Genomic DNA, 19588 nt, shown 5'->3' on the forward strand with positions numbered 1-19588 from the left:
GTGGCAAAGGGAAACCGGCTTCTCGCGGATGTGAACCGGACGGCGATCCTGGCTCACCTCGGCGGTCAGGGACCTGCATCGCGGGCCGAACTCGCTCGCGCTCTGGATGTCTCGCCGGCCCTCGTCACGCAGCTCACGCGGGACTTGCTCGTCGACGGGCTCATCGAAGAGCTCGAAGCCGCACGCAGCGGGGGGCGTCCCGCTCGTCGCCTCGGCCTCGTCTCGCGAGGTTTGACGGCGCTCGGGGTGAAGGTGGCGCCCGACCATGTCGTGATCGTGCAGGTCGGGATCGACGGGGTGGTCGTCCGTTCCGAGACAGCGGAGTTCGATGCCGTCTCGCCGGTGGCGACATCCGCCCTCATCGACCTGATTCGGGCGTTCATCGCCGGCGGCAGGGACACGCAGATCCTGGGCATCGGCGTGGGGCTGCCGGGAACCGTCGCCGAACAGGGAGTCGGGGTCGTCGACTCGACGCAGCTCGGCTGGCACCAGGTACCGCTGGGCGACCTGCTGCGACGTGGCCTCCAGCTGCCGGTCGTCGTGGAGAACAACGTCAACGCGTTGTGCGTGGCCGAGCATCTGTTCGGCCAGGGGCGCGGCTCGGACAACGTGCTCGTGGTCACGGTCGGAAACGGCGTGGGAGCCGGAATCATCGCGGACGGCGCCATCGTCCGCGGCCGGGCCGGTGGCGCAGGAGATCTGGGTCACGTCCCCGTCCGTGAGGACGGCCCACTGTGCCAGTGCGGGAACCGCGGCTGCCTCGAGGCGATCGTCGGCCAGGGCGCACTCATCAACGATGCGCGCTCGATCCGCCTCCTCGGTACGCACGAGGGCATCGACGAGTTGCGTGCTCTCGCAGACGCGGGCAACACGGATGCTCGCGAGATCTTCGCGCACGCCGGACACACGTTCGGTCGCGCGCTGGCCGGTGCGGTGAACCTCTTCGACCCCGACATCGTCGTGCTCTCGGGCGAAGGCGTGGAGGCCTGGCACCACTGGTCGGACTCGTTCGAGAAGGCGCTGCGCGGCGCCCTCGTGCCCGGCAAGCGCGGCACGCCCGTCGCCGTCGAGCGCTGGCTCGATGATCGGTGGGCTCAGGGTGCTGCAGCCCTCGTGCTCGCGACACCCTTCGATGCGGACGGCGTCTCCGGGGAACAGGGCCGGCTCGTCCGCGAACGTTTCGTCGCGTCGCTCGAGGTGGGTTCGTGACCACAGTCCCGCTGCGCTCGGCATCCCCGGATGCCGGTGACGCCCTGGCCGCGCGCGGGGGCGTTCCCGGGGCAGGACGCCGGACCCGGCCGCGGGGGAAACGCGCGAAGTACACCCTCACGGTGCTGGTCTTCCTGCTCCCCAGTCTCGTCCCGCTGCTGGCGTTCGTCTTCGGGCCGATGATCTCGGCCGGATGGACGAGCCTTCACTCGTGGAACCTCATCGGTCCCATGGAGTGGGTCGGACTCGACAACTACGCCGACCTGCTCACCGACCCCGCGACCGGTGCGGCGTTCCTGCACACGCTGTACTACATCGTCGGCTACCTGCCGCTGGTCTATGTCGGCGGGCTCGCGCTGGCTCTCGCCCTGAACGCGAAACTGAAGGGTCGCTCGCTGCTGCGCGGCGTGTACTTCCTCCCGGTCATCACCAGCTGGGTCGTGGTGGCTCTCGTGTGGCGGTGGCTGCTGAACCCGAGCACGGGCGTCGTCAACACCGTCCTGGCGTGGTTCGGCATCGACGGGCCCGGGTGGTGGGCAGATCCCGCGTGGGCGATGCCCTCGATCATCCTGGCGTCCGCGTGGAAGGATCTCGGGTTCGTCATGGTGATCCTGCTGGCCGGTCTGCAATCGATCAATGCGGATCTCTACGAGGCCGCCGAGCTGGACGGCGCCGGCTGGTGGCAGCGACTCGTGCACGTCACGATGCCGATGCTCTCACCGTCGACGTTCTTCGTCATCGTGCTCTCGTTGATCAATGGCTTCCAAGTCTTCGACCAGGTCTACGTCATGACCGCCGGCGGTCCGAACGATGCGACGCAGGTCGTGGTGCTCGAGGTCTACGACCTGACGTTCCGATACGGCCAGGCAGGCATGGCTTCGGCGCTCTCGTGGCTGCTGTTCGCGGTCATCCTCGTGGTCACCCTCGTCCAGTTCTACGGCCAGCGGAAGTGGGTGAACTATGACTAAGACGCTGCGCACCGCATCCCTGTATGTGCTGCTCATCGCGGGCGGGCTGATCATGCTCTTCCCGTTCCTGTGGACTGTCGTGACTTCGATCACCCCGGGCGCGAGCCTCACGGTGACGCCTCAGCTCATCCCCGAGAACCCGTCGCTCGAGCCCTACGTCCAGTTGTTCAGCACGGTCCCGTTCGCCCGCGTGATCGTGAACTCGATCATCATCGCGGTCGTGAGCACCCTCCTGCAGCTGGTGACGAGCTCGATGGCGGCGTACGTGTTCGCGCGGATGCCGTTCCCCGGACGCAACCTGGTCTTCCTGCTGTATCTGGCGACCATGATGATCCCGTTCCAGGTGCTCATCGTGCCGCTGTTCGCGGAGATGCGGACCCTCGGGCTGATCAACACGTACCTCGGTGCGATCCTCCCAACGATCGCGTCGGCCTTCGGGGTGTTTCTGCTGCGCCAAGCGATGAGCACGGTGCCGTACGACCTCGACCAGGCGGCAACGCTCGACGGCGCGGGCCACTTCCGGATCTTCTTCCAGATCATGCTGCCGCTCGTTCGACCGGCCCTCGCGACGCTCGCCGTGTTCGCCTTCCTGAACACCTGGAACAGCTTCCTGTGGCCCCTCATCATCCTGCGCGACCCCATGCTGCAGACCCTGCCGGTCGCCCTGTCCAGCCTCCAGGGTCAGTACTCCACCCAATGGGACGTGCTGATGGCCGGCTCGGTCATCAGCATCATCCCGATGTTCGCCCTCTACGTCTTCGCCCAGAAATACATCGTTCAGGGCGTTGCCGGGACCGGCCTGAAATAGGCCACCCGAACCCCTCACCACCCATCCGAATCGAAGGAGATCCCGATCACATGAAGAAGACACTCGTTGCGGCGACGGCGATTGCCGCAGTCGGCGCACTCGCGCTGGCAGGATGCTCGGCATCCGAGGACGGCGGAACCGACAGTGGTCCCGTCACCATCACGTACTCGAACTTCATCTCCAACGGAGGGAACGAAGAGAACCTTCAGACGATCGTCGACGCGTTCGAGGCGGAGAACCCCGACATCACCGTCGAGGTCACGACCGCGCCGTACTCGGACTACTTCACGCAGCTGCAGACTGATCTGGCTGCCGGCACCGAAGCTGATGTCTTCGACGTCGACGCCGGGAGCTTCCCGAACATTCAGGCCAGTGGAGCGTTGGCCGAGCTGACCGATGTGGATGCCTCGGCGTACCGCACCTCCGTGCTCGAGACGTACGCCGTCGACGGCGCTCAGTACGGTCTTCCGACGTCGTTCTCAGACGTCGTCCTGTTCTACAACAAGGACCTCTTCGACGCCGCCGGCGTCGAGTACCCGACATCCGACTGGACCTGGGACGACGAGCTGGCCGCCGCCGAAGCGCTCACCGACACTGCCGCGGGGGTGTGGGGCGACTATCAGCCCATCAGCTACTACGAGTACTACAAGACGGTTCAGCAGGCCGGTGGTGAGTTCCTCAACGCCGACAACACCGAGGCTGCGTTCGATTCCGAGGCCGGCCTGCGTGCCGCGAACTGGCTCGCCGGCAAGTCCGGCACGGTCATGCCGACCGCGGAGGACGGCGCGGGCACGCCGGACTTCGATTCGAACCTGTTCAAGGACGGAAAGCTCGCGATGTGGCACACCGGGATCTGGATGATCAGTCTCGTCGGTGACCTTCCGTTCGAGTGGGACATCGCGGTCGAGCCCGGTGATGTCCAGAAGGCCAGCGCGGTGTTCTCCAACGCCGCTGTCGTGTCCGCGAACTCGGAGCACAAGGAGGCTGCTCAGAAGTGGGCGGAGTTCCTCACCTCGTCGCAGACGATGGTCGATGTGCGACTGAGCAGCGGGTGGGAGCTTCCCGCGATCAGCGATGACGCCCTTCTCACGCCGTACCTCGAGCTGACGCCGCCGGAGAACCGCGCCGCAGTGTTCGAGGCGCTCGAGAACATCGCCGTCGCTCCGCAGCTGGGCCCCAACGCGACCGAGATCCAGGACGACGTCACCAATGCGCTCGGTGAGATCGCCGCCGGGCGAGCGACTGCCGACACGGCAATCCCGGCACTCGCCGAGCAGGTGACCGGCCTGCTCGAGTAGCCGCACCCAACCGTGGTGCCGCGCCTCCTCGCACACGAAGGCGCGGCACCACGGTCAGCGCGCACGCCCCCACACCGACACAGACAGAAGGACCCCGTGGCCCACACGCCCCGCCGCCTCGACTCGTACTCCGCTCTTGCTGAACACAGCATCCGCCTCATCACGGGACTGCAGACACCGGAGGGCGCCTACCCCGCCAGCCCCACGTTCTCGGCCTACGTGGGATACAGCTGGTTGCGCGACGGCGCGTTCATCGCAGACGCAGCGTCGATCGCCGGTGCTCCGGACTCGGCAACCGCCTTCTTCCAGTGGTGCGCGAACACCATCGCCCGCCGGCGCGACACGATCATGCGGATCGTCGCCGAGGCCGCGGCGGGTCGTCCCGTCGCGGCGTCCGACATGCTTCCGGCGCGGTTCACATTCGCCGGGGAGGACGGCGTCGACGAATGGTGGGACTTCCAACTCGACGGCTACGGCACCTGGATCTGGGCGCTCGCCGCCCACCTCGAGCGACACGGGCTCCCCGCTGATCGGTTCGTCGATGCGGTCGGTATCACCGTCGACTATCTCGTCGCGTCGTGGCAGCGGCCCTGCTACGACTGGTGGGAAGAACACTCGCAACACGTGCACATCTCCACGCTTGCGTGCGTGGAAGCCGGCCTTCGGGCAGCATCCGTCGCGGGCCTGATCTCGGGAGAGCGCCGCGCCGCCGCTGACGATGCCGCCCGCGCCATCGCGGAGTTCATCACGGAGCGGGGCGTGGCGGACGGGCACCTGGTGAAATGGGTGGGCTCGACCGCCGTCGACGGCAGCCTTGCGGCAGCGCTCGCGCCGCTGGGGGTGATCGATGCCCGGTCGGCCGTGGGGCGCCGCACGATCGAGGTCCTCGAGTCCCATCTCGCCGTGACCGGGGGAGTGCATCGCTACCTCGGTGACACCTTCTTCGGTGGCGGGCAATGGCCGCTGCTGAGTTGTTTCCTCGGCCTCGCGCATCTCGCCGCGGGTGACCGCGACCGCGCAGAGGAACTGTTCGCGTGGTCTGCCGCGACCGCGACAGACACCGGAGACATGCCCGAGCAGGTCGGAGAGCATCTGATCGCGCCCGGCATGCGCCAAGAGTGGATCGACAAGTGGGGTCCGGTGGCCACTCCGCTGCTGTGGAGCCACGCGATGTTTCTTCGCCTGGGCGTCGAGCTCGGCGCCATCGACCCGGCCGCGCTGACGGTAGCGGCATACGCCGCGACCGCGCCGGGACAGGGAGGTGCGCGATGATCCGTCACCGTCCACACGGGTCGGGGCACCCCTACGCTGTCGACACCGAGCAGCGGTCGCCTGTCGTCCCGCTCGTGGGTGCCACCGCCGCGCTCGGTGTGAGAACGGATGCCGCCGCTGTCGCGGTGCGCTGCTCGCTCGAATGGCGCGGTGACGACGGCACTGTCGAGACCGTCGAGCTGCCGCTGGAGCGCGCCTTGCGCGCCTCGCGCGGCCGCGTGGAAGACGGTGGCCACCTTGCGTCCGCGGCCGCGCGGCTGTCGCGCTCCGCCGGCGGGTGGCAGGTGGAGACGCCGGTGCTGCGCGGCAGCGGAACGTACCGGTATCGGTTCATCGCATCGCGCCAGGACGGCCGCTCCGAGCGGACCCGCTGGTTCTCCTTCCGCGCTGCGCAGTGGCAACCGCAACCGGCTGCGGTCGACGTGTCCGGACGCTCGACTGTGATCGAGGGAAGCGTCGAGGTGCTGCACGACGGACGCCGGGCGTGGCGGGTCCGCTTCGCGCTGCCGTTGTCGGAGCAGGAGCACGTCGTCGGCTTCGGTGAGCGGTATGACGCGCTCGAGCAGACCCGCATCCGCCTGGACTCGATGGTCTTCGAGCAGTACAAGTCGCAAGGCGCCGAGCGCAAGACCTATATGCCGATGCCGTTCGCGCACGTTGTGGGTGGGGCAGGCTGGGGATTCCACGTCGATACATCCCGCCGCGTGTGGTTCGACACGGGGGAGAGTGTTCGGGATCGCGTTCTTGTGGAAGCCGAGACGGGACCGGAGGGCATCGTGCCCCTGCGCCTGTTCACCGGATCTCCCGTGGACGTCCTCGGGGGATTCCTCGACGGTGTCGGTCGCGCCGCCGAGCTGCCCTCCTGGGTGTTCCGGCTCTGGGCGAGCGGAAACGAGTGGAACACGCAGGCCGAGGTGATGCGACAGATGGACCTGCACCGCGAACACGACATTCCCGTCGGATCGGTCGTCATCGAAGCGTGGAGCGATGAATCCACCTTCACCGCGTTCCGCGACGCGCAGTACGAGGTCAACGACGACGGGTCGCCTCATCGGCTCTCCGACTTCTCCTTCCCGGCGGAGGGCGCCTGGCCGGACCCGAAGGCGATGACCGATGAGTTGCATCGCCGGGGAATCACCGTGCACCTCTGGCAGATCCCGCTCATCAAGATGCGTCCCCACCCGGTGGGGCAGGCAGCCGCGGACGCCCGCGCCGCCATCACCGAGGGAGTGCTCATCCGAGAGCCCGACTCACGCGGCGGTCTGCGGCCCTACCGCAATCGGGGGTGGTGGTTCCCGCTCGGTCTCATGCCGGATCTGACCGACGATCGCGCTGCGCGGTGGTGGACGGACAAGCGCCGGTATCTGGTCGAGGATGTCGGCATCGACGGATTCAAGACCGACGGTGGCGAGCACGCATGGGGGAGCGAACTGGTCTACCTCGACGGTCGTCGCGGCGACGAGAAGAACAACACGTACCCGGCGGCGTACGCCGCCGCATACGGCGACCTGTTGCTCTCGGCGGGCAAGGCGCCGGTGACGTTCAGCCGCGCAGGTTTCGCAGGATCGCAGCCCCACGGTGCCTTCTGGGCCGGCGACGAGAACAGCACGTGGCAGGCATTCCGCTGGTCGATGAACGCGGGGCTGTCAGCCGCGGCGTGCGGCATCGTGTACTGGGGCTGGGACATCGCCGGTTTCTCCGGGGACGTGCCCGACGCGGAACTCTACGTCCGTGCGATGAGCGCCTCCGCGTTCGTGCCCATCATGCAGTACCACTCGGAGTTCAACCATCACCGTCGTCCCTCTCGGGACCGGACCCCCTGGAACATCGCCGAGCGCACCGGCGACGCGCGGGTGATTCCGATCACGCGGCGCTTCGTGAAGCTGCGGGAGGCGCTGGTTCCCTATCTGGCGGCATCCGCGCGCGAGACGATCGCGACGGACCGCCCGCTCATGCGTCCGCTGTTCTTCGACTGGCCGGACGACGAGCGGGTGTGGTCAGCGGGTGTGCAGTGGATGCTGGGTCCTGACCTCCTGGTGGCGCCGGTTCTCGCGCCGGACGCGTCGACCTGGCCGGTGTACCTGCCCGAGGGCGAGTGGGTCGATGTCTGGACGGGCGAGCGGCATGCCGGAGGAGGCCAGGTGTCGGTGGCGACGCCGATCGACCGTATCCCGGTCTTCGCCCGCTCCGAGGCCGCTTCCGCGCTGCGTGAGCTGTTCCGTGGCGTTCAGTGACCGGCGCCGGAAGGATCGGACGAGGGCGCGCGTCCACCCCGGACGGTTGAACGGATGGCGGCGCCGAGCAGAGCCGTGACCACGACAGATGCGGCGACCCATGCACCCAGGAAGGACGTGTATGCGGCATCCGCACCGGCGCGTGCTGCCTCGTACGGGCCCCTCGCGCCGGTGACCCGCTCGAAGGCGACGTCCATCTCGCTTTCGAGGCCGGCCAGCGATGCCTCGGCGGTCGCGAGCGCGGACTGCGCGTTCCAGTTGTTGCACAGCGGCGACCAGGGGTTCACCCGAAGACAGTTCGCCTGACCGACGGCGAACTCCCGCAGCCGCTCGGTGTCTTCCTGAGCGGAGATGACGGCATCCGCTCGTCCACGCGCGTCGGCGAGGGCGTCGTCCAGGACGACCCGCGTCTGCGCCGCCGTCGACTCGGCAGCCTGGTAGGTCGACCACAGCGAGCCGGCGGTCACGACTCCGGCGAGCGCGGCAATGATCGCCATCGCGGCCAGGATCATCGAGGCGGCCGGTGCCGCTCGCCGTCCGGGCATCAGCACCTCCCCGTACCGTCCCGTGGCCGGAAACTTACCATCCGTCGGCGGGGTCGGGGCGCGTCGGCCGTACCCTGGGGGGATGACTGGCGACGTCGGGCCCCGCGATGCTGCGGTGCGAACGAGCGGTCCCCACGCGGCGCGGGGGAGCGAGAACGCGGACCCGCGCATGCACCGCGCGCGCCGACAACTGCTGGAGCTCGTCGAGAGCGGTTCACCCGTCGGCCCCGATGACAGCCTCTCCGCGATCCTGGGCTTCCCCACGGATCCGGAGGCGAGGCCGGCGGCCGTGTTGATCCTGTTCGGGATGCTGGATGCCGCACCGAGCGTCCATCGGCCGAGCGCGGCTGAGGTCTCGCGAGACTTGGACGTCCTGCTTCTGGCCCGCGCGGCGACGCTGCGCTCGCATGCGGGACAAGTGGCATTCCCGGGTGGTCGACTCGAGCCCGGGGATACCGGTCCGGTCACCGCCGCGCTGCGTGAGGCGCAGGAGGAGACGGGCCTGGATCCGGCGGGGGTGGACGTGCTGGGCACACTCAGCGAAGTGCCCCTTCCGTACTCGTCTCATCGCGTGACGCCGGTTCTGAGCTGGTGGCGGAGGCCGTCGCCGGTGCGCGCGGTCGATGTCGGGGAATCGGCCGCCGTCTTTCGGGCGCCCGTCGCGGACCTGCTGGATCCCTCGAATCGGGGAAGCACCGTCATCGACCGGGGCGAGCGGGCCCACCGTGCTCCCGCATTCCTGGTGCGCCACGAGACAGGCGAGCACCTCGTGTGGGGGTTCACCGCGATGCTGCTTGATGGCCTCTTCGATCGCTTGGGGTGGACGGAGCCGTGGGACCGGATGCGGGAGTTTCCGATCCCGAACCTCCTGCCGTGACCGCGCGGATGCGGGTGGCGCTCGCGTCGCGCTCGGGCGAACGGTGAGCCCTGCCGTGCGCCGTCCGCAGGTCAGCGTGCCAGGGGGATGACGGCGGTGAGCGCGATCAGGGGTGCGCCCACCAGCCCCATGAGAACAAACCGGGTCCATCCCACGTCGACGCCCTCGACTCGCAACCGGCGATGCCACAAGAGGGTCGCGAGCGAGGCCCACGGCGTGATGAGAGAGCCCGCATTGACGCCGATCAGCAGCGCACCGAGCCGCTCGGGTGACCCGGCGACCGGTTCGATGAGCAGATACGCGGGCAGATTGTTGATGAGGTTCGCCGAGATCAACCCTGTCCCGGTCAGGCGCCACAGCGACAGCAGATCCGTCCCGGTGCCCGCGATGGCCCCGATGAGAGCGCCCGAACCGAGTGTCTCGAGGATTCCGACGGCGAAGAACAGCCCTGCCGCGAAGACGACGAGCGAGAACGGCACAAGACGCCACCGCAGTGCGCGCGGATGCCGCCATCCGAACACGCCGAGGAGCACGAGGGCGGCTGCGGATGCGGGGATCCATGGCGCGAGTCCCGACACGAGCAGCGGAAGCAGAACGATGACGACGATCGCTGCGATGCGCAGCAGCTGAGGGTCGGCCGCGGCAGGGGGAGTCACATCGGGGTAGGTGCCGTGCAGACTGCGCTGGAAGAACACGACGAGCACGCCGACGGTCGCCGCGATCGCGATCACCGCGGACGGCCCGAGGAGCGCGAGGAACTCCCACGGGTCCAGGTGCAGCAGGTCGGCGGCGAGCAGGTTCGTGAGGTTCGAGACCGGCAGCACGAGCGAGGCGGTGTTGGCCAACCAGACGGTCGCGAACACGAAAGGCAGCGGGTCGAGGCGTCGCGCCCTGACCACCGCGACGATGACCGGGGTGAGCAGCACAGCGGTGGTGTCCAGCGAGAGGAAAGCGGTTGCCGCGACGGCGAGGATCACCACGGCGGCCCAGAGCGCTGCGGTGCGCCCGCGTCCCACACGTGAGAGTCGGTGCGCTGCGGCGTCGAACACGCCGGCGGCTGCAGCAAGTTCGGCGACGATCGTCACCGACACGACGAAGAGGAGGATCGGCCACACCCGCTCGGCCACGATGATCGCATCGTCGGGGCGCGCCACTCCGGTGGCGATGGCGCTGGCTGCGGCCAGCAGCAGCGCGAGGCCGATGATCGCCAGTTTCACGGCATCCATCCTCTCGCGGGCGCCATCGGGAGCAGTGATGAGAGACTCAGTCGTGCTCTCTCGCTCCCGTGTCGTCCTGGTGCTGGCGACAGTCCTCGCCCTGTTGACCGTGTTCGACGTCGTGCTGCACGTCGCGATCGATCAGGTCGAGCCGTTGCGCATTTCGGGCAACGTCGTCGTTCTGGTCGCCGCGCTCGCTGTGCTGGTGGTTCCTCTCGCCAGACGTCCCTGGGTGCCGGCCGCGGCGGGCACGATCAGTCTTGTCCTGAACCTCGTGTTCATCGTGCTCGACGGCATCGGGCCGCTCGGGGCGGTCCTCGTCGCCGTGAGCACGGCCCTGTGCGCGGCCATCGCGATCCTGCTCGCCCGACAGGTCCGCTGACGGCAGGCTGAGGCGTGGCGGTGCCGCGATGCGGTGCCGCACCGGGTTCCGGTGACGCGCTGGCGTCAGCGCTTCACACGGGCGACGCGGCCGTGCCGCAGCGCGAGCGTTGCCCCACCCGCGACCAGCGCCGTGCCCAGCAGCGCCCCGAGACCGACAAGGCTCAGGGTGGTCGAGTCCATGCCGCCTTCGGCCAGGACGGATGCTCCGCCTTCGCTCGCGGGGCTGGCCGCGGTGACGGTGACGGGGGTGGAGAACGTCCGCTTGGAGCTGAGGCCCCGTGCGACCAGCGAGTGCGGGCCGGGCGCGGCATCCGTCGGGATCGTCAGGGTCGTCGAGAACGTCCCTGACGCGCTGGCCGGCACCGACGAGAGCAGGACGGGCGTCGAGTGCAGCTCGATCTGCACCGTCTCGTTCGGTCCGAAACCGCCGCCCGAGAGTGTCACCTGCCCGCCCTGCACGACCTCGCCGACACTCGCGGTGACCCCTCGGGTCTGCGCCCACTCGGCGATGGCCTGCTGCACGATGTTCGCGACCTCGAGCACGCCGCCCTCGTTCGGGTGCAGCGCACCGAGCTTGACGCAGATCCACTTCTCGGAGTCGGCGGGAAGGTAGCCCGGGTCGCAGTCCTGCTGCGTGTTGATGTAGAGCGTGATGCCGTTGATCCAGGGGTCGGGCGTGCACAGGGTGTTGCCGGCTGTCTGGTCCCACGTGGGGATGAACGTGAAGTTCGCCGCGAGCGCGGCGGACTGGATGGTGTCGTCGAGCTGCTGCTCGATGTCGTGCAGGAACTGCAGATCGATGCCGTTGTAGGGCACCGCGTTCGGCGTCGTCGGCGCGGTGAAGCAGGCATCCGTTGCGTTGTTGGGCGCAACCTGCGGGTATCCCACGACGAAGACCTGCGCGTTCGGAGCGGCGGCCCGGATCTCGGCGAACGTCTGCGCGAGGCGCGGCGCCACGGAGTCGGTGATACGCCCCTTCAGGTACGCCGACGGATAGGTGGCTTCGTCGTCGAAGTAGTCCTTGCAGTTGTCGAACGACCCGACCTTGTACTCGAGGTAGGCGGGATCGCTGTCGACGGTGAGGCGCATGCAGGCCGTGGCGATCGACGAGAAGCCGAGGTCGTTGCCGCCGATGCCGACCGTGACGATGTCGGTGTCTGCGCTCAGGCCCGCCGACTGCAGCTGCGGTGCCGTCATGCCCGAGAGCGTGACCTGCAGTGTCGAGACATCCGGAAGCGTCGGCAGGATGACGTTCGGGTCGGTCGCGGGGACCGTCGCCGATCCGTAGCCGATGTTGGCGGTGATCGCGCCCGAACAGGTCTGGTCATTGATCGTGAGACCGAACGACGCCGCAAGCAGGTGCGGATAGTTGCCATCGGCCTGGTAGCAGCCGTTGGGGTCGCCCGCGAACGGGCTCGTATTGCTGAACGGAGTGAGTCCATACCCGGCCTGGTAGGAGTCGCCGAGCGACACGTAGTCCAGTCCGTCGAGCGCATCGGTGTCTCCGCTGGCTCCGAGGGCCGGCGCCCCTGTGAGCAGAAGGACGAGCAGTCCGGTCGTCGCAGCAACAGCCGCCATCAGCTTTCGCACGGCATCACACTAGTGGTCCGGGTGCCGCGCCCGCATCGCCGGAGCGGTGCCACTATAGATTCTCGTGAAAGCTGCGCCGACGCGGGAGAGCGTATGGCCCCTCGTCGGGCGAGAGCCGGAGATCGACATGCTCGTCGGACGGCTCAGTGAGCTCCCCGTTCGGGCCCAGATCCTCATCGGGCCACCGGGCATCGGGAAGACGGCCCTTGCGACGCTCGTGGCCGAACGGATGCCGGACCGCCGCGTCGTGTCGGTCATCGCGCTGGCCGAACTGGGCGCGGTGCCCTTGGCCGCGTTTTCGCCGGTGCTGACGGCGCTGGAGCTCCCGGTCGACCCCGCACAGGCCGTTCCCGCTGTCGTCTCCCGCATCGGACGCCATCCCGGTGACCATCTGCTTGTCGTGGACGACGCGCCGCGTCTGGACGAGGTGTCGGCTGCGGTCGTGTATCAGCTCGTGCGCGGATTCGGTGTGCCGATGATCGCAACAGCTCGCCTCGGCGAGGCGCTTCCGGGCCCGCTTGCCAAGCTCCTGCTCGAAGGGTTCGCCCAGGAGCGTCAGGTCGGCGGACTTGCGGTCGACGACATCCAGGAGTTGCTGCGCCACCGCTTCGGAGCCGCCGGGCGCCGCGCGGATGCAATGCGGCTCGCCGGTCGGACCGAAGGCAACCCCCTGTACCTGCGGATGCTTGTCGAGACCGCCGACCGCGACGGTGCCGTGCGGATCACGGACGGCGTGGTCGAGATCGACGATGGGCAGACACCTCCCGATCTGCTGCAGACCATCGGTGCCGCTGTCGCTTCCCTGGACGCTGATGAGCGTGGGGCGCTGCGGTTCGTGTCGGTGACCCAACCGCTCGATCTTGACGGCCTCGATTCGCACGACCGGAGTGTGCCCTGGCCCAGGCGGGTGTTCGATGCGCTCATCGCTCGCGGTGTGCTCGTGCGGGAGGCCGGATCACGAGCGGTGCGTGTTGCCCACCCGCTGCTCTCGGAAGCGCTGGAGACGATCGGCGACGACACAGCCGGGGCCCGTGAGCATGCCATCCGGCATCTGGCGGCTCTTGGCGATCCCACCAGCCGGTTCAAGGCGATCGTGCTGCACTCGGCGGGGGAGGACGACCCGGATGCCGCCGACCTTGTGTGGGCGGCCGATCACGCCTTCCGCTCGGCCGACTTCGAGCATGCCGCCGCGCTCGCGCTGCACGCGGCGCGCGTGGCGTCGGGGAATGCCCAGCTGTTCCGCGCTCATCTGGTGCTCGCCTGCGCGAAGTCGAGTGTGGGTGAACTCGAGGCGGCCGACGCCGCGTTCGACGCCGCCCTCGCGGCCGCCGAATCAGCACCCAACGCCGACGAGCCGGCGGCGGGTGCGAGCGCGAGCTCGACCGACGTCTCGGCTGAGGCTGTGAGCTGGAGCGATCGTGCGCTGCTGGCCAGTCGCCGCGGCGAGCATCTCGCGTTCCGCCGGTTCGATGTCGCGGCAGCGATCCGAGCTGCCGAGGAACTCCAGGCTGTCGCACCCCCGAGCGTCGGGGCCGCGCTGGATCCGGAGTTGCGCCTGTGGCGCGGGCTGGTCGGGCAGATGGGGGAGCGGAGCCACGATCACACGAGCGATGGCGAGGGCGGCGAGGAGTCGCCGGAGATGCTCGTGCGCGGCGCGGTGGCGTCGATCATGACCGAGTCGATGAACGGCCGCACGGCATCCGCCGTCGAGGCGGCGTCGCTGCTTGCCGAGGCGCAGGCGAAATACGGCGTCCTCGACCCGTTCGCGGCGGCGATGATCGGGTTCGAAACCTACTTCGATCTCCTCTCCCGTGGCGAGCATGAGCGGGCCGTCGAGTTCGCGGAGGCCCGCCGGGCGACGGCAGGCGAGGGCGCGGGCATCTGGACGAGCACCGTCGCCGAGCACCGCAGCTACAACGGCCGGCTCACCGAGGCCCGGCGGCTGTGCGCTCTCGCCGTCGACCAGCTGCGGTGGCGTGACCCGTTCGCGATCATGCCGCTGGCTCTTGCCATCCGTGCCGACCTCACGGCGAAGTCGGGTGACCTCGCCGGTGCACGAGCGCTCCTGGATGCGATGGACCCGGCGCAGCGCGCAGAGCCCAAGGCCCTCATGATGGTCGCGGAATGCGAGGCGTGGCTCTCGTACGCGAACGGTGACGCGGTACGCGCGGCGGCGCTGATCGAGGATGCTGCCGAGCAGGCGGTCGCCGTGGGATTCCATCTGGTCGCGGCGATCTCGTTGGGAGTCTGCATCCGGATCGACCGGGTCGACCGGGCCGCGTCGATACTCGAGGCGATCTGCGAACAGGTCCCCGCCTCGCTGCGTCTCTACACGGCCCTGCGCGATGTCGCCGTGGCGCTGCGGGACCGGATGCCGGCCCGTGTGCCGGCTGCTGCTGCGGCCCTCGTGGCGGGCGGCATGGCGCCGACCGCGCTGGATGCGGTGGCGATCGCCCGGCGGATGCGGTCGGATGCCGAAACCCGCCATCGGCTGGACCGCGTCGCCATGATGGCCGCAGACGGCGTGGACGCCCCACTCCTGCAGGTGCGGGAGGTCCCGCTGGTTTCGCCGCGAGAGCGCGAGGTCGCGATCGCGGCTGCGGGGCGCGCGCGAAGCCGGGAGATCGCGGAGCGGTTCGGGGTGTCATCGCGCACGATCGACAACCACCTGCAGTCGGTCTACCGAAAGCTCGGCGTCTCGTCGCGAGACGAGCTTCGCGCCGCGCTCATCGAGACCGGACTGCTTCCGGCTACGCTCGATCCGGCTCTGAAGGACTCCGCTACGGCTTCGCGAGGGTGACGGTGTACGTCACCTCCAGGTCGTCCGCGGAACCGAATGCCCTGAGATCGACGTCTCCCGCGACGCCACCGATATCGGCGATGTAGTGCACGTTCTCGGTGAGGAAGTCTTCGTTCCCGCTGCGCTGGTCGACCGTGTTCGTCCATCCGGCGCTGGCGGCGATCCCGTCGACCGTGCGCCAGAACGGGTCGGGCGTGCGGCACACGAACTCCCACACCCACTGCGTGTCGAACTCGGTCTCGCTCACCGAGGCGTCGACTTCTTCTTCGCAGCCGTAGAGGGGGACATCGGGCATGCCGTCGGGAACCGGGATGAGCTCGCCCTCAGTGGAGGCCGCTTCCGCCGCGGGAGCCGTCGAGGCCTCGGCATCCGTCGAATCATCCGCCGCCACATCGAGCGCGACGTCGGTCGGGGTGGAGAGGGGGTCGGCATCCGAAGCCGCGCACCCGACCAGTAGCAGGGCCGGGACGAGGGCGAGCGCGGCGAATACGGAACGCGGGCGACGGTGCAGCATCATCGCGTCGTCACCCCGTAGATCAGAGCCTTGCTCCCGCCCTCGGCGCCATCCCAGATCACGGTGACGACCCACTGGTCGTTCTGGTAGGAGGCCATGCGCCCGTCGGCGGTTGTGCCGTCGGTGACCAGCTCATACCCCGAACCGGCGATGGTGGCGATCATCTGATCGACAGCGTCCGCCTCCACCCCTTCGTACGTGAGATTCCAGGATCCGGGAGTCGTGATGACACCCACGAGCTGGCCGTCGGGCTGGGGCAGCTCGGCCGGGAAGTCCGCCGGGACCTCCGCGTTGGTCGAGACCTCGACGGTGCCCTCGTCTGTCTCGATGGTGGCCCCGGTCTCATCGACGGAGACACCGGTGGCGTCCTCGACGATGTCGCTGACCGATGGCATGCAGCCGCTCAAGAGCAGAACGGATGCAAGTCCGAGAGTGGGAACGAGAAGGGCAGCGCGGGTGCGGGGCATGGGGGTCTCCAGGGGAGGGGACAGAGGACGTTGACATGTTCGCGCGGTGGCTGAGCCGCGGCAATGAGTAACGACTACCTACCGGCTCCCGGCCCCGCGACCGGATGTGGCCCGCTCACCCTCGCCTTCACCCTCGCCGTTCACCCTGGATCCTTAGGATGAACCCAGGTATGTGAGTCGAGTGTCCTTCGCGAAGCCTCGGGCGGGAGAGCATGGCCTGGATCTGGAGTCTCCTGGTGATCTGCCTCGCTGCCGCGGGCGCGGTCATCGCCTTCACGCTGACCCGGGTCGGTTCCGGCGGACGGGCGCAGGTGTTCGCTCGGTTGAGCATCGGGGCCGGGATCTCGGCGGTGGGGTCGACCCTCATGTACGCGATCTACGAGACAACCACTACCGTGCTGGCCCTGGTCGTCGGCGACGTCTTCATGGTGCTCGCGCCCGGCGGGATTCTCTTGGCGTTGCGGGCGTTGTCGGGGAGGCTGCGCACTGGGATCGTCGTGGTCGCCTCCGCTGTCGTCGTCGTCGCGTTGACCACGGCGCTCGTGGGGAATCCGGATGCTGTGCTCGTCAAGGTGTCGGCGCTGCTGCTGCTGTGCGTGCTCACGGCGCGCGAGACGCGCGTGGCGCCCGTGGCAGGCATGGTCGGTGCGACGATTCTCCTGGTCGTGTATGTGGGATACGCCGCCTTCTCGCTCGGACGCATCGTCGTCGGGCTCGCGTTCGGGATGGACTCGCCCCTGTATCGGGCAGTCTTCTCGATCTATCCGACCACCGCGGTCGGTATCGCGGCCGTCGCGGCGACCGGGGTGGCAGTCATCCGGATGGCGGCCGCGCTCGGCCCCCACGGTGGACCGTCGACGCCCCACCCGGAGTCCGGGTATCGCGTGAACGGCTGGCTCGTGAGCCTGCCCGGAGGTGCGGACCTGCGTGCCGCGTTCGGAGGCGCAACGGCGTCACGGCTGGACGCGGATCTCAGGGACGCCTGCGAGGCGATCGGTGCCGACGCAGCATCCGGGCATGAGGTCACCACCGGGGTGAGCTCGAGGCAGGCGTTCAGTCGCGTGCTGCGTGCGGAACTCCAGTCGCGCGGGTGGTCGGAGAGCGAGATCGCGCTGGTCGCCATCGTCCCCGACGGGAACGGGAACGGGAACGGGAACAGGAACAGCGACGAGTGGGCTCCGTAGCTACGCGGTTCACCCCGGCGGCTATGCGTCCAGGGCGCGATCGATGTCGTCGAGCAGATCGTCGATCGCTTCGATGCCGACCGAGAGTCGCACGATCGTCTCGGGCACAGCCAGTTCGGTGCCGCGCACTGATGCATGCGTCATGGCGTCGGGGTAGTTCACGAGCGATTCGACACCGCCGAGCGATTCCGCGAGCGTGAACAGGCGGGTCGACTCGGCGAAGCGCCGGGCTCGCTCACCCGATTCCAGTTCGAGCGAGACGATCCCGCCGAATCCCGACATCTGCTCCGCCGCGATCTCGTGACCGGGGTGCGAGGTCAGGCCCGGGTAGAAGACGCGGGCGACCCGCGCGTCGTGTGCAAAGGTGTCAGCGATGCGCTGTGCGTTCTGGCTGTGTCGCTGCATCCGGATGCCGAGCGTCTTGATCCCGCGGGTGGTCAGCCAGGCATCCAGCGGCCCCGAGACGGCACCCGCGGCGAACTGCAGGAACCGTGTCTGCTCGTGGATCTCGGCATCCGAGGTGATGACGGCGCCGCCGACGACGTCGGAGTGACCGCCGAGGTACTTGGTCGTCGAGTGGACGACCACGTCGGCCCCCAGCGCGAGAGGTCGCTGGAGGGCGGGAGTCGCGAACGTGTTGTCGACGACGACGATCGCCCCCGCCGCGTGCGCGGATTGCGCGAGCGAGGCGATGTCCGTGACGCGCAGCAGCGGGTTGCTGGGCGTTTCGACCCACACGACGCGCGGGGCTCTTTCGGCCAGAGCGACCTCGACGGCGGCGGGATCGCTGAGGTCGGCGACTCGCACGCTGACGCCCCACGGGCCCAGCAGTCGGGAGATGAGTCGGTACGTGCCGCCGTAGGCGTCGTTTCCGATGAGGACCTCATCGCCGGGGGACAGGACGGCGCGCAGCAGGGCGTCTTCGGCTGCCAGGCCCGAGGCGAACGAGAGTCCGAACGCGCCGCCCTCGATCGCGGCGAGCTGGCGTTCGAGCGCCGTGCGGGTCGGGTTGCCGGCACGCCCGTACTCGTACCCGTCGCGCAGGGTGCCGATGCCGTCCTGCGCGTAGGTCGACGAGAAGTGCACGGGCGGGATGACGGCGCCGGTCGTGGCATCCGGATCCTGACCGGCGTGGACGGCGAGGGAGTCGAACTGGCGGGCGGCGGACGTGGTCATAGGAACTCCAGAGGGACGGGGGAGGGATGGCTGGTATGCGTCGTCACACGGTGCGCGCAGGCTCGTGGTCGAGGACCTCGGGAACGCGAGCGGCGATCCACTCGTCGTCGAAGATCTTGTCGAGGTAGCTGCGCCCACTGTCGGGCAGCAGCACGACGACGACCGCGTCGGCGGGTAGATCGCTGGCGGCGCGGAGGGCGGCGACGACGGCCATCCCGCTGGAGCCGCCCACGAGGAGGCCTTCTTCACGGGCCAGACGGCGGGTCATGGCGAAGGACTCGGCATCCGACACCCGGTGGAACTCGTCGACGACGGTCGGGTCGTAGTTCGGTGGGAAGAAGTCCTCACCCACCCCTTCGACGAGGTACCCGTGGACCGGACCGCCGGAGTAGATCGACCCCTCGGGGTCCGCTCCGATGACGCGCACCCGGCCCGCGGAGGCTTCCTTCAGGTAGCCGCCGGCCCCGGAGATCGTCCCGCCGGTGCCGACTCCGGCGACGAAGTGCGTGACCTGGCCGTCGGTGTCGCGCCAGATCTCGGGACCGGTGGTCTCGTAGTGGCTACGGGGAGCGGCGGGGTTGGCGAACTGATCGGGCTTGACGGCGCCGGGAATCTCGCGGGCGAGGCGGTCCGAGACCGAGTAGTACGAGTCGGGATGCTCGGGGGGGACGGATGCCGGGACCTCGACGACCTCGGCGCCGTAGGCGCGCAGGGTCGCGACCTTGTCGCCGGCGAACTTGTCGGGCACCACGAAGATCATGCGGTAGCCGCGTTGCTGGGCGACCAGGGCCAGGCCGACACCGGTGTTGCCGCTGGTCGGTTCGATGATCGTGCCGCCGGGCCGCAGGAGGCCAGCGGCTTCGGCGGCGTCGATCATGCGGGCGGCGATGCGGTCCTTCGCGGAGCCGCCGGGGTTGAGGTACTCGACCTTCGCGAGCACGGTGGCCCGGATGCCGTCGGTGACGGAGGTGAGGCGAACGAGGGGAGTGTTGCCGATGAGGTCAGCAACCGAAGCGGCGTAGCGCACGGGGTGTCCTGAAGTGTG

The 19588-nt window shown here is 68.9% G+C and carries 17 protein-coding genes; 10 read left to right on the forward strand and 7 right to left on the reverse strand.

Annotated elements, in window-relative coordinates:
• The 6 genes from ACSGC5_RS06635 (at window position 1) to ACSGC5_RS06660 (ending at window position 7789) form a co-directional block, all read left to right on the forward strand.
• Window positions 1-1209, forward strand: coding sequence for an ROK family protein (locus ACSGC5_RS06635; RefSeq protein WP_434969853.1), 1209 nt, complete (start codon window positions 1-3; stop codon window positions 1207-1209).
• On the forward strand, window positions 1206-2177 hold the full coding sequence (locus ACSGC5_RS06640; RefSeq protein WP_434969854.1) for a carbohydrate ABC transporter permease: 972 nt from the start codon (window positions 1206-1208) through the stop codon (window positions 2175-2177). The genes ACSGC5_RS06635 and ACSGC5_RS06640 overlap by 4 nt, the downstream gene beginning before the upstream one ends.
• A complete protein-coding gene (locus tag ACSGC5_RS06645) occupies window positions 2170-2985 on the forward strand; it encodes a carbohydrate ABC transporter permease (RefSeq protein ID WP_434969855.1) in 816 nt (271 codons plus the stop codon). Before ACSGC5_RS06640 ends, ACSGC5_RS06645 begins: the two co-directional genes overlap by 8 nt.
• A gap of 50 nt (window positions 2986-3035) precedes the next feature.
• A complete protein-coding gene (locus ACSGC5_RS06650; protein WP_434969856.1) occupies window positions 3036-4283 on the forward strand; it encodes an ABC transporter substrate-binding protein in 1248 nt (415 codons plus the stop codon).
• 96 nt (window positions 4284-4379) lie between these two features.
• Complete coding sequence (locus ACSGC5_RS06655) at window positions 4380-5555, forward strand: glycoside hydrolase family 15 protein (protein ID WP_434969857.1); 1176 nt, start codon at window positions 4380-4382, stop codon at window positions 5553-5555.
• Window positions 5552-7789: a TIM-barrel domain-containing protein gene (locus ACSGC5_RS06660; protein ID WP_434969858.1), complete on the forward strand. Its 2238-nt coding sequence runs from the start codon at window positions 5552-5554 to the stop codon at window positions 7787-7789. Before ACSGC5_RS06655 ends, ACSGC5_RS06660 begins: the two co-directional genes overlap by 4 nt.
• On the opposite strand, the gene ACSGC5_RS06665 is transcribed toward ACSGC5_RS06660, so the two are convergent.
• Window positions 7783-8334 (reverse strand): hypothetical protein, encoded by a 552-nt coding sequence (locus ACSGC5_RS06665; RefSeq protein ID WP_434969859.1) that lies wholly within the window; start codon window positions 8332-8334, stop codon window positions 7783-7785. The genes ACSGC5_RS06660 and ACSGC5_RS06665 overlap by 7 nt on opposite strands.
• A gap of 169 nt (window positions 8335-8503) precedes the next feature.
• Between ACSGC5_RS06665 and ACSGC5_RS06670 the strand changes: the two genes are divergently transcribed.
• A complete protein-coding gene (locus ACSGC5_RS06670; RefSeq protein ID WP_434969901.1) occupies window positions 8504-9211 on the forward strand; it encodes an NUDIX hydrolase in 708 nt (235 codons plus the stop codon).
• A gap of 71 nt (window positions 9212-9282) precedes the next feature.
• On the opposite strand, the gene ACSGC5_RS06675 is transcribed toward ACSGC5_RS06670, so the two are convergent.
• Window positions 9283-10437 (reverse strand): SLC13 family permease, encoded by a 1155-nt coding sequence (locus tag ACSGC5_RS06675; RefSeq protein WP_434969860.1) that lies wholly within the window; start codon window positions 10435-10437, stop codon window positions 9283-9285.
• A 28-nt stretch (window positions 10438-10465) separates the two neighbouring features.
• Here ACSGC5_RS06675 and ACSGC5_RS06680 point away from each other — a divergent pair, with 28 nt between their 5' ends.
• Window positions 10466-10810: a hypothetical protein gene (locus ACSGC5_RS06680; RefSeq protein ID WP_434969861.1), complete on the forward strand. Its 345-nt coding sequence runs from the start codon at window positions 10466-10468 to the stop codon at window positions 10808-10810.
• Window positions 10811-10875: 65 nt separating this feature from the next.
• Here ACSGC5_RS06680 and ACSGC5_RS06685 read toward each other — a convergent pair whose 3' ends face one another.
• Window positions 10876-12402: an SGNH/GDSL hydrolase family protein gene (locus ACSGC5_RS06685; RefSeq protein ID WP_434969862.1), complete on the reverse strand. Its 1527-nt coding sequence runs from the start codon at window positions 12400-12402 to the stop codon at window positions 10876-10878.
• 64 nt (window positions 12403-12466) lie between these two features.
• Here ACSGC5_RS06685 and ACSGC5_RS06690 point away from each other — a divergent pair, with 64 nt between their 5' ends.
• Entirely contained in the window at window positions 12467-15202 is a 2736-nt protein-coding gene (locus ACSGC5_RS06690; protein ID WP_434969863.1) for a LuxR C-terminal-related transcriptional regulator, read from the forward strand.
• Here ACSGC5_RS06690 and ACSGC5_RS06695 read toward each other — a convergent pair.
• On the reverse strand, window positions 15183-15719 hold the full coding sequence (locus ACSGC5_RS06695; RefSeq protein WP_434969864.1) for a hypothetical protein: 537 nt from the start codon (window positions 15717-15719) through the stop codon (window positions 15183-15185). The two genes, ACSGC5_RS06690 and ACSGC5_RS06695, sit on opposite strands and share 20 nt — an antisense overlap.
• Entirely contained in the window at window positions 15716-16183 is a 468-nt protein-coding gene (locus ACSGC5_RS06700) for a hypothetical protein (RefSeq protein WP_434969865.1), read from the reverse strand. Before ACSGC5_RS06700 ends, ACSGC5_RS06695 begins: the two co-directional genes overlap by 4 nt.
• 212 nt (window positions 16184-16395) lie before the next feature.
• Between ACSGC5_RS06700 and ACSGC5_RS06705 the strand changes: the two genes are divergently transcribed.
• Complete coding sequence (locus tag ACSGC5_RS06705) at window positions 16396-17367, forward strand: hypothetical protein (RefSeq protein ID WP_434969866.1); 972 nt, start codon at window positions 16396-16398, stop codon at window positions 17365-17367.
• 21 nt (window positions 17368-17388) lie between these two features.
• Here the strand turns inward: ACSGC5_RS06705 and ACSGC5_RS06710 are convergent, their stop codons facing one another.
• Window positions 17389-18543 carry a cystathionine gamma-synthase gene (locus tag ACSGC5_RS06710; protein ID WP_434969867.1) on the reverse strand — a complete coding sequence of 385 codons (1155 nt, stop codon included), beginning with the start codon at window positions 18541-18543 and terminating at the stop codon, window positions 17389-17391.
• 43 nt (window positions 18544-18586) lie between these two features.
• Entirely contained in the window at window positions 18587-19570 is a 984-nt protein-coding gene (locus ACSGC5_RS06715) for a PLP-dependent cysteine synthase family protein (RefSeq protein ID WP_434969868.1), read from the reverse strand.
• Window positions 19571-19588: the final 18 nt, after the last annotated feature.

Origin of the sequence: Microbacterium sp. bgisy207, from assembly GCF_965345035.1 — a bacterium.
Taxonomy (GTDB): Bacteria; Actinomycetota; Actinomycetes; order Actinomycetales; family Microbacteriaceae; genus Microbacterium.